Source organism: Burkholderia sp. HMSC10F09 (assembly GCF_001806955.1).
GTDB lineage: Bacteria > Pseudomonadota > Gammaproteobacteria > Burkholderiales > Burkholderiaceae > Burkholderia > Burkholderia multivorans.
The window spans coordinates 53,979-63,262 of the sequence record NZ_KV786629.1; the positions used below are offsets into that span (position 1 = coordinate 53,979).

The following is a 9,284-nucleotide window of genomic DNA, read 5'->3' on the forward strand; positions in this document are numbered from 1 at the left end:
CCCACGTGATCATGATCCGCGCGATCCAGAACCGCGCGCCGTAGCGATGCAGCAACAGATTGCTCGGGATTTCGAACAGAAAGTATCCCCAGAAGAAGATGCTGGCGCCGACGGCGTAGATGGTATCGCTGAGGCCGAGCGAATCGAGCATCTGCAGCTTCGCGAAACCGACGTTGACGCGGTCGAGGTACGCGACCACGTAGCAGAGCAGCAAGAGCGGCAGCACGCGGCGCAGCACCTTGCGATAGACGCGCTCTTCGGTTTCGTCGACAGGCGCGGCCGATGCCGCGGTCTCGGTGAGTATGGGCATGACGTGTCTCCGGATTTGTACTTGTGTGCCGGAGCGTTGCGCACGTTGGCTGCCCGGCTGAAATGTTACCGGTAACTAAAGTAGCACGCGCGGTCGGCCGCGGCAAGCCGGATCGGTGCGGTTTGCGTGGCGATCGGGATTCGGGATTACCCGCGCATGCCTTGGATACGCGACATGAATATCGATGTGCGAAGCGGCCGCCAAGGCTGCGCAGCGCGAGGGTGAGAGGAGGGGGCGACGCTGCGGCGACACCCGCCCGCGATGCCGGCGGGCCACCGCTTGCGGCTATCATACGGTCGTTTCAACCCCGCTCCGATCGTCGATGGCCAAATCCGCCGCCGCTACCAAGACCACACCGCCCCGCATGTCCGACGTCGCGCGCCTGGCCGGCGTGTCGAAGATGACCGTCTCGCGCGTGCTTGCCGATCGCAGCGTGTCGGCGGCAACGCGCGAGCGCGTGCAGCGCGCGATCGAGCAGCTCGGCTACGTGGCCGATGCGGCGGCCGGCGCGCTGTCGTCCGGGCGTTCGGAGTTCGTCGCGGTGCTGGTGCCGTCGCTGTCGAGTTCGAACTTCTCGGATACGGTGCAGGGCCTGACCGAGGCGCTCGAACCGCACGGCCTGCAGCTGCTCATCGGCGACACCGATTATTCGCTCGAGCGCGAGGAACGTCTGGTGCGCCAGCTGCTGCGCTATCAGCCGCGTGCGATCGCGCTGACGGGCGCGCAGCATACCGACGCGACGCGGCAACTGCTTGAGCGCACGGACGTACCGATCGTCGAGATGTGGGACTGGCCGGCCGATCCGGTCGATCGCGTCGTCGGCTTCTCGAACGCGAAGGCCGCGCGCGAAATGGTGCGCTACCTCGCGGGCAAAGGGCATCGGCGTATCGGCTTTCTCGCGGGCGCCGGCGATCTCGACCGGCGCGGCCTTGAGCGGCTGCGCGGCTATCTGCAGGAGATGAAGGCGCTCGGCCTCGCTCCGCGCGTCGTGCGGCTCGGCGATGCGCCCGTGACGATGAGTCACGGCGGCCCCGCGATGGCCGCACTGCTCGCGCAATGGCCGGACACGCAGGCGGTGATGTGCGTCAGCGACATGTCGGCATTCGGCGCGATCATGGAGTGTCATCGGCGCGGGATCGCGGTGCCGGACGACATCGCGATCGCCGGCTTCGGCAATTTCGAGGTCGCGTCGTGCTGCCATCCGACGATCACGACGATGTCCGTCGACGCACTCGGCATCGGGCGCCGTACCGGCGAGATGCTGCTCGCGGCGCTCGACGCGGCCGACGCCGACGCCGCGGAATCGGCGCGCGTCGCGAAGAAGGTGCGGATCGAGTACCGCATCGTCGAGCGCGACAGCGCGTAGCGCGGCGCGACGATCGCGTCGCGCGGCGGCGCCTGCTTTCCTATCGTCGATGCCTGGTGCGACGCGCCGGCGCGTGCTAGTATCGGCGCTGATGTTACCGGTAACTATTCGGCGCGTGCGGCGACGAAGCGGCCGGTACGGAGTCCGGCGCGTCCGGAGCAGAAAAGCAGGAGAAGGAGACATGACGCAATCCCCGCGCAGGCTGCGCAGCCAGGAGTGGTTCGACGATCCGTCGCATGCCGACATGACGGCGCTCTATGTCGAGCGATTCATGAACTACGGTCTCACGCGCGAAGAGCTGCAATCGGGCCGGCCGATCATCGGCATCGCGCAGACGGGCAGCGACCTCGCGCCGTGCAACCGTCATCACATCGCGCTCGCCGAGCGCGTGAAGGCCGGCATTCGCGACGCCGGCGGCATTCCGATGGAATTCCCGGTGCATCCGCTCGCCGAGCAAAGCCGGCGTCCGACCGCCGCGCTCGACCGCAATCTCGCCTATCTCGGCCTCGTCGAAATCCTGCACGGCTTTCCGCTCGACGGCGTCGTGCTGACCACCGGTTGCGACAAGACGACGCCCGCCTGCCTGATGGCGGCCGCGACAGTCGATCTGCCGGCGATCGTGCTGTCCGGCGGCCCGATGCTCGACGGCTGGCACGAAGGCAAGCGCGTCGGCTCGGGCACCGTGATCTGGCATGCACGCAATCTGCTCGCGGCCGGCGAAATCGACTACGAAGGGTTCATGCGCCTGACGACCGCATCGTCGCCATCGATCGGACACTGCAACACGATGGGCACCGCGCTCTCGATGAACTGTCTGGCCGAGGCGCTCGGCATGTCGCTGCCCGGCTGCGCGAGCATACCGGCCGCGTATCGCGAGCGCGGGCAGATGGCGTATGCGACCGGCAAGCGCATCGTCGATCTGGTTCGCGACGACGTGCGCCCGTCGCAGATCATGACGCGCGACGCGTTCGAGAATGCGATCGTCGTCGCGTCGGCGCTCGGGGCGTCGACGAACTGTCCGCCGCACCTGATTGCGATTGCACGGCACATGGGCGTCGAGCTGAGCCTCGCCGACTGGCAGCGCGTCGGCGAACAGGTGCCGCTGCTCGCCAACTGCATGCCGGCCGGCGAATATCTGGGCGAGAGCTTCCATCGCGCGGGCGGCGTGCCCGCGATCCTGCGGCAGCTCGACGCCGCCGGACTGATTCATCGCGGCTGCATGACCGTGTCGGGCCGCACGATCGCCGACATCGTGGCGGCGGCACCGGCCGCGGACGGCGACGTGATCCGGCCGCACGATGCGCCGCTGAAGCACGGCGCGGGCTTCATCGTGCTGTCGGGCAACTTCTTCGACAGCGCGATCATGAAGATGTCCGTCGTCGGCGACGCGTTTCGCCGCACGTATCTGAGCGAACCGGGCGCGGAAAACGTCTTCGAGGCGCGTGCGATCGTGTTCGACGGCCCCGAGGACTATCGTGCGCGGATCAACGATCCGGCGCTCGCGATCGACGAGCGATGCATCCTCGTGATCCGCGGCTGCGGGACGGTCGGCTATCCGGGCAGTGCGGAGGTCGTCAACATGGCGCCGCCGGCGGAGCTCGTCAAGCGCGGTGTCGAATCGCTGCCCTGCATGGGCGACGGCCGCCAGAGCGGCACGTCGGCGAGCCCGTCGATCCTCAACATGTCGCCGGAAGCGGCGGCGGGCGGCGGCCTCGCGCTGCTGCGCACGAACGACCGGATTCGCGTCGATCTGAACGCGCGGCGCGTCGACGTGCTGGTGCCGGACGACGAGCTGGCGCGCCGCCGCGAATCCGCCGAATTCCAGGTGCCGCCGTCGCAAACGCCTTGGCAGGAACTGTATCGGCAGTTCGTCGGGCAACTGTCGACCGGCGGCTGCCTCGAGCCCGCGACCTTGTATCTGAAGGTGATCGCCGAGCGCGGCGAGCCGCGTCATTCCCATTGATCCGCTAACCGACGGAATACCGCCATGAATACGCTTCCTGTTTCCGCTTGTCTGCCGACCGATCTCGACGACGCGCTGCTCGTCGGACGCGTGTGGCGCCGCGATGGCGCGCACGCGGGGCCGAGCGTCGTCGTCGTGAGGCGCGGCGAGGTGTACGACATCACGCGCACGGTGCCGACGACGGCCGATCTGTTCGACCGCGCGGATCTGCTCGACGTCGTGCGCCATGCGGCCGGCGAATCGCTCGGTCGCGCCGACGCGCTGCTCGCCGCGACGCGCGACGGCAGCGGCGCGGGCCCGACGCTGCTCGCGCCCTGCGACGTGCAGGCGATCAAGGCATGCGGCGTGACGTTCGCGGTGAGCCTCGTCGAGCGCGTGATCGAGGAGCAGGCGGGCGGCGATCCGGCGAAGGCGCGCGCGGTACGCGACACGATCAGCAGCGTGATCGGCGCGGATCTGTCGAAGATCCGCCCGGGCTCCGATGCCGCGATGCGGCTGAAGGACGAACTGCAGCGGCGCGGCGCGTGGTCCCAGTATCTGGAAGTCGGCATCGGCCCCGACGCCGAGGTGTTCTCGAAATCGCAGCCGATGTCGGCGGTCGGTTTCGGCGCGGACGTCGGATTGCTGCCGGCATCGGTCTGGAACAACCCGGAGCCCGAGATCGTGCTCGCGGTCAACGCGCGCGGCGAGATCGTCGGCGCGACGCTCGGCAACGACGTGAATCTGCGCGACATCGAGGGGCGCTCGGCGCTGCTGCTCGGCAAGTGCAAGGACAACAACGCGTCGTGCGCGATCGGGCCGTTCGTGCGCGTGTTCGATGCGCGCTTTACGCTCGATTCGGTGCGCAGCGCGAGCGTGTCGCTGCGCGTCGAAGGCGCGGACGACGGCTTCGTGCTCGACGGCATCAGTCACATGCGCGAGATCAGCCGCGATCCGACCGATCTCGTCGCGCAAACGTATGGCGCGCATCATCAGTATCCGGACGGCTTCATGCTGTTTCTCGGCACGATGTTCTCGCCGATCGCGGATCGCGACACGCCGGGCGGCGGCTTCACGCACCACGTCGGCGACGTGGTAACGATCTCGGCGCCGCAGCTCGGTGCGCTCGTCAATACGGTGAAGCGATGCACGGAGGTCGCGCCGTGGACGTTCGGCGTGCGCGCGCTCTATCGCAACCTCGCGCAGCGCGGGCTGCTGGGTGCGCAGTAACCGGCCGGCCGGTTCGCCGTGGCGACGGACCACGACGCGTGCGGCAGCCGAGCGGCGCATTCGCGAAAGGAAAGTCTTGGTTCGGAGGAACGGCGCGATGCAAAACCGCGCCGATTATCGGCTGCCGATACGGCGCGGCGAAACGCGGCGCCATTTGAATCGTTTGCGGATACCGGGAATAAGCAAAATCGAATAACCGAATATTCTCGTTATCACCGGTTCATATAATCGTTCATCAATGAAAACACCCCAATCGTCATATTAAAAACCGGGCGATTGGGGTGTCGTTTCACCGTGCGGATTGCGCAATTTCCATTCCCGTCCCCCGAGTCGGCGATTGCGCATCCGCCGTGCGAAAACCGGCTTTTCTTTATCGCGCTTTCAGCATCTCGTCTGCCAGCCGGTACGCACAAACCGCCCGTTTCGATTCGTAGTCGGCGATCGTCGACACGTTGCGGCCGGCGTCGCGCGACAGCAGGCCCTGCAGGGCCGCGGCGGCGAAGAAGTCACGCAGATCCGGCGTCGGCGGTTTCGGCTCTTCCGGTTCGGCGACGAGCGGCGCCGACTTCCAGAAGACGGGCGTCGCGTTGGATACGTTTGTTGACTGCTTGGTACGCAGACTCTGTGACAAAGGCGTCATGTCTTCCCCTTGAATCGTTAAAAACAGTGGTGAAGCAGCGTGAGGCGCCCGGCCTATAAGACGTTTTTTGTTTCCACTAGCGATGTTTTCGGGAACTGCTAACTGGCGGGTGACGCGAATATTCGCCGGGATTGCTTAATCCGTCAAAACAATTAAATAGTGCCACGGTCGTTTTCAGGTAACAAATTTTGTTCCCGGAATTAAGGGACGAGACGCGCGGCCGCATGCGGCGGGCATGGCGATGGGGAAAGTGGGGAAATAAGCGGCCCGCGCTGCGGGCCGCCGTGTTGTTTTGATTACTTCTTCTCAGGCAAGAACCAGTTCATGACGAGCGCGCAGATGCCGCCCGTCGCGACGCCCGATTCGAGCACGTTCTTCAGCGCGTGCGGCAGGCTGTTCAGGATGTCGGGCACCTGCGATACGCCGAGACCGAGCGCGAGCGACACCGCGATGATCAGCAGCGCGCGCCGATCGAGCTGGATGCCCGCGAGGATGTTGATGCCGGAGGCCGCGACCGCGCCGAACATCACCATCGCCGCGCCGCCCAGGACCGGTTCCGGAACCGCCTGCAGCGCGCCGGCGACGACGGGGAAGAGGCCGAGCACGACGAGCATCGCGGCAATCCAGATGCCGACGTAGCGGCTCGCGACGCCCGTGATCTGGATCACGCCGTTGTTCTGCGCGAACACCGAGCTCGGGAACGTGTTGAACACGCCGGCGAGCAGCGAGTTCGCGCCGTTCACGAGCACGCCGCCCTTGATCCGCTGCATCCACACCGGGCCTTCGACGGGCTCCTTCGAGATCTTGCTGGTGGCCGTGACGTCGCCGATCGCTTCGAGCGAGGTGACGAGGTAGATGATCAGCATCGGCACGAACAGCGACCACGAGAAGCCGATCCCGAAATGCAGCGGCGTCGGCACCTGGAACACGGCGGCCTGATGCATGCCGGTGAAATCGAGGCGGCCGAGGAACGCGGCGGCGGCGTAGCCGATCGCGAGCGCGATGACGAGCGCGGTGCTGCGCACCCAGACGACGGGCACGCGGTTCAGCAGGATGATCGTGCCGAGCACGAGGCACGACAGCGTCAGGTTTTGCGCGCTCGCGAACGTGCCTTTCGCCATCGCGCCGTAGCCGCCGCCCATGCTGACGAGCCCGACCTTGATCAGCGTGAGGCCGATCAGCAGCACGACGATGCCCGTGACGAGCGGCGTGATCAGCCGCTTCACGAACGGCAGGATGCGCGACACGCCCATTTCGACGAACGATCCGGCGATCACGACGCCGAAAATCGCGGCCATCACGGTCTCGACCGGCGTGCCTTGCTTGACCATCAGGCTGCCGCCCGCGATCAGCGGGCCGACGAAGTTGAAGCTCGTGCCCTGGACGATCAGCAGCCCGGCGCCGAGCGGGCCGAAACGTTTGCACTGGACGAAGGTCGCGATCCCGGAGATGACGAGCGACATCGAGACGATCAGCGTCGTGTCGTGGCTCGACACGCCGAGCGCCTGGCAGATCAGCAGGCCGGGCGTGACGATCGGCACGATGATCGCGAGCAGATGCTGGAGCGCGGCGACGAACGCGACCATCGGCGCAGGGCGGTCGTTCGGGCCGTAGACGAGGTCGCGGGCCGATTCTGCGTCGTCGGCGCCGTGGGAGGCGGATTGGGCGTGGGAGGCGGGTTGCATGGCGAGCGGGCCGGACAGGATGGAAAGTGCGGCATTTTAGCCGAAGGGCCCGACGGCGCCGGCGCGGATCGCCGGTATTCGGGCCGCGCGGCGGCGTGCGGCACGCACGCGGCAAGCGATGCGGCAGGCCGTTGGCGCGCGCGGCCGTCGGGCGGACCGGTAGTCGCCGGCAGTCGTACCGCGTCGCGTTCGTGGCCCGCGCAGCATGCGCGGCCACGCCGCACCGCTGCCGTCGCCCATCGGGAAACGCCGCATTTGCAGCGGCGCGGCGTCGGCGCGATCATTCGATGGCTCGCCAGCCGTGCCCGCCGCATCGTGCAGCCGGACCCCGGCGCGGCGACGCCACCGGAGGCCCGATGAACCCGTTTCAATTCCGCACCGTCCCGACGCTGATCGTCGAATACGGCGCCGCGCGCCGGCTCGGCGCGCTGCTGCGCGAGCGCTTTCCGGCGCTGGCGCGGCTGTGCGTGGTGACCGACGCGTTCCTGCACCGCAGCGGCGTGCTCGCGCCCGCGCTCGACAGTCTCGCCGCGCACGGCTGGCAGGTGACCGTGATCGACGACGTGATCGCCGATCCGCCCGAGCGCGTGGTGCTCGACGCGACGGCGCGCGCGGTCGCGGCCGATGCGCAAATCGTGCTGGGTCTCGGCGGCGGTTCGTCGATGGACGTCGCGAAGCTGATCGCCGTGCTCGCGCCGGGGCGGCAGGCGCTCGCCGACATGTACGGCGTCGACAAGGTCGACACCGAGCGGCTGCCGCTCGTGCAGATGCCGACGACGGCCGGCACCGGCTCGGAGGTGACGGCCGTGTCGATCGTCACGGTGGGCGAGGCGCGCAAGATGGGCGTCGTGTCGCCGCATCTGTTCGCCGACGTAGCGATCCTCGACGCCGAGCTGACGCTCGGGCTGCCGCGCGCGGCGACCGCCGCGACCGGCATCGACGCGATGGTGCATGCAATCGAGGCCTACACGTCCGCGCGGCTGAAGAATCCGGTGTCCGACATGCTGGCCGTGCAGGCGCTGACGCTGCTGTCGCGCAATCTGCTCGCCGCATGCGACGACGGCCAGGACCGGCACGCGCGCGAAGCGATGCTGGTCGGCGCAATGTTCGCGGGGCAGGCGTTCGCGAACGCGCCGGTCGCGGCCGTGCATGCGCTCGCGTATCCGGTCGGCGGCATTTTTCACGTGCCGCACGGGCTGTCGAACGCGCTCGTGCTGCCGCATGTGCTGCGCTTCAACGCGGAAGCGGCCGCGCCGCACTATGCGGAACTCGCGGCGATCGTCGCGCCGTCGGCGACGGGCAGCGACGAGGCGAAGACGCATGCGCTGATCGACGAGATCGACCGGCTGATCGTCGCGACCGGCATTCCGCGTACGCTGCGCGAGGTCGGCATCGGCGAAGGCGATCTGCCGCGGATGGCCGCGGACGCGATGCTGCAGACGCGCCTGCTCGTCAACAATCCGCGCGAAGTGACGGAGGCCGACGCGCTCGAGATCTATCGGCGCGCGTGGTGAGCGGATCGCGCGGCGACGCACGCGCAGCCCAGCGCGAGCGCGACCAGCGCGCAGCCGGCCCACGGTGCGAGCAGCAGCGCGCCGCGCTCGACGAGTACGCCGCCGAATGCGGAGCCGAGCGCGACGCCCGCATGCATCGCGGACACGTTGATGCCGACGCTCGCATCGGCGAGCGCGGGCGCCGCGTGGATCAGATGGTTCTGCGCGATCGGCGAGATCGCCCAGCTGACCGCAGCCCATAGCATCATCGCGGGTACGAACACGAGCGGCGTCGCGACCGCGGCCGGCAGCACGGCCATCGCGACGACGAACAGCGCCGGGCAGGCGACGAGCGCGCGCCGCGCGCCGAGCCGGTCGGACAGTGCGCCGCCGGCCCACGCGCCGATCACGCCCGCGATGCCGAACGCGACGTACAACGCTTCGAGCGCGGCGGCGCCGGGCGATAGCACCGCCTGCAGATACGGCGTCAGATACGAGAACAGCGTGAAATGCCCACCGATCATCGCGACCGACACGAGCTGCGCGGCGACCAGCGTCGGGCGGCCGAGCACGGCGCGATACGGCGGCGCGTGCGCGCGCGGCGCGGTGGCGCCGGCA

General features: G+C 68.2%; 7 protein-coding genes and 1 pseudogene. 4 read left to right on the top strand and 4 right to left on the bottom strand.

The annotated features are described in order from the left end of the window. A pseudogene (locus tag HMPREF3115_RS32305) lies at positions 1–310 on the bottom strand (MFS transporter); the annotation flags it as partial. 364 nt (positions 311–674) lie between these two features. On the opposite strand from HMPREF3115_RS32305, the gene HMPREF3115_RS09055 reads away from it, so the two are divergent. The 3 genes from HMPREF3115_RS09055 to HMPREF3115_RS09065 all read left to right on the top strand — a co-directional run bounded on the left by HMPREF3115_RS09055 (position 675) and on the right by HMPREF3115_RS09065 (position 4,848). Beyond that, positions 675–1,676, top strand: a complete 1,002-nt coding sequence (locus HMPREF3115_RS09055) for a LacI family DNA-binding transcriptional regulator (protein WP_070554171.1) — start codon at positions 675–677, stop codon at positions 1,674–1,676. Between the two features lie 181 nt (positions 1,677–1,857). Further along, entirely contained in the window at positions 1,858–3,639 is a 1,782-nt protein-coding gene (locus HMPREF3115_RS09060) for an IlvD/Edd family dehydratase (RefSeq protein WP_065495215.1), read from the top strand. Between the two features lie 24 nt (positions 3,640–3,663). After that, positions 3,664–4,848: a fumarylacetoacetate hydrolase family protein gene (locus HMPREF3115_RS09065; RefSeq protein WP_069221200.1), complete on the top strand. Its 1,185-nt coding sequence runs from the start codon at positions 3,664–3,666 to the stop codon at positions 4,846–4,848. 370 nt (positions 4,849–5,218) lie between these two features. Here the strand turns inward: HMPREF3115_RS09065 and HMPREF3115_RS09070 are convergent, their stop codons facing one another. Beyond that, on the bottom strand, positions 5,219–5,488 hold the full coding sequence (locus HMPREF3115_RS09070) for a hypothetical protein (RefSeq protein WP_006403923.1): 270 nt from the start codon (positions 5,486–5,488) through the stop codon (positions 5,219–5,221). A gap of 296 nt (positions 5,489–5,784) precedes the next feature. Continuing rightward, the gene (locus tag HMPREF3115_RS09075; RefSeq protein WP_006403922.1) at positions 5,785–7,173 is read right to left on the bottom strand and encodes a uracil-xanthine permease family protein; all 1,389 of its coding nucleotides are present in this window, start codon (positions 7,171–7,173) and stop codon (positions 5,785–5,787) included. 356 nt (positions 7,174–7,529) lie between these two features. Here HMPREF3115_RS09075 and HMPREF3115_RS09080 point away from each other — a divergent pair, with 356 nt between their 5' ends. Then, positions 7,530–8,687 carry an iron-containing alcohol dehydrogenase gene (locus HMPREF3115_RS09080; protein WP_006409893.1) on the top strand — a complete coding sequence of 386 codons (1,158 nt, stop codon included), beginning with the start codon at positions 7,530–7,532 and terminating at the stop codon, positions 8,685–8,687. Here the strand turns inward: HMPREF3115_RS09080 and HMPREF3115_RS09085 are convergent. After that, the coding region (locus tag HMPREF3115_RS09085) for an MFS transporter (RefSeq protein ID WP_141751660.1) at positions 8,669–9,284 on the bottom strand (616 nt) is incomplete at its 5' end. The two genes, HMPREF3115_RS09080 and HMPREF3115_RS09085, sit on opposite strands and share 19 nt — an antisense overlap.

Bases quoted from the DNA above. Each gene is read 5' to 3' on its own strand.
- HMPREF3115_RS09060 (WP_065495215.1), top strand. From the start codon at position 1,858: ATGACGCAATCCCCGCGCAGGCTGCGCAGCCAGGAGTGGTTCGACGAT.
- HMPREF3115_RS09055 (WP_070554171.1), top strand. From the start codon at position 675: ATGTCCGACGTCGCGCGCCTGGCCGGCGTGTCGAAGATGACCGTCTCG.
- HMPREF3115_RS09065 (WP_069221200.1), top strand. From the start codon at position 3,664: ATGAATACGCTTCCTGTTTCCGCTTGTCTGCCGACCGATCTCGACGAC.
- HMPREF3115_RS09075 (WP_006403922.1), bottom strand. From the start codon at position 7,173: ATGCAACCCGCCTCCCACGCCCAATCCGCCTCCCACGGCGCCGACGAC.
- HMPREF3115_RS09080 (WP_006409893.1), top strand. From the start codon at position 7,530: ATGAACCCGTTTCAATTCCGCACCGTCCCGACGCTGATCGTCGAATAC.
- HMPREF3115_RS09070 (WP_006403923.1), bottom strand. From the start codon at position 5,488: ATGACGCCTTTGTCACAGAGTCTGCGTACCAAGCAGTCAACAAACGTA.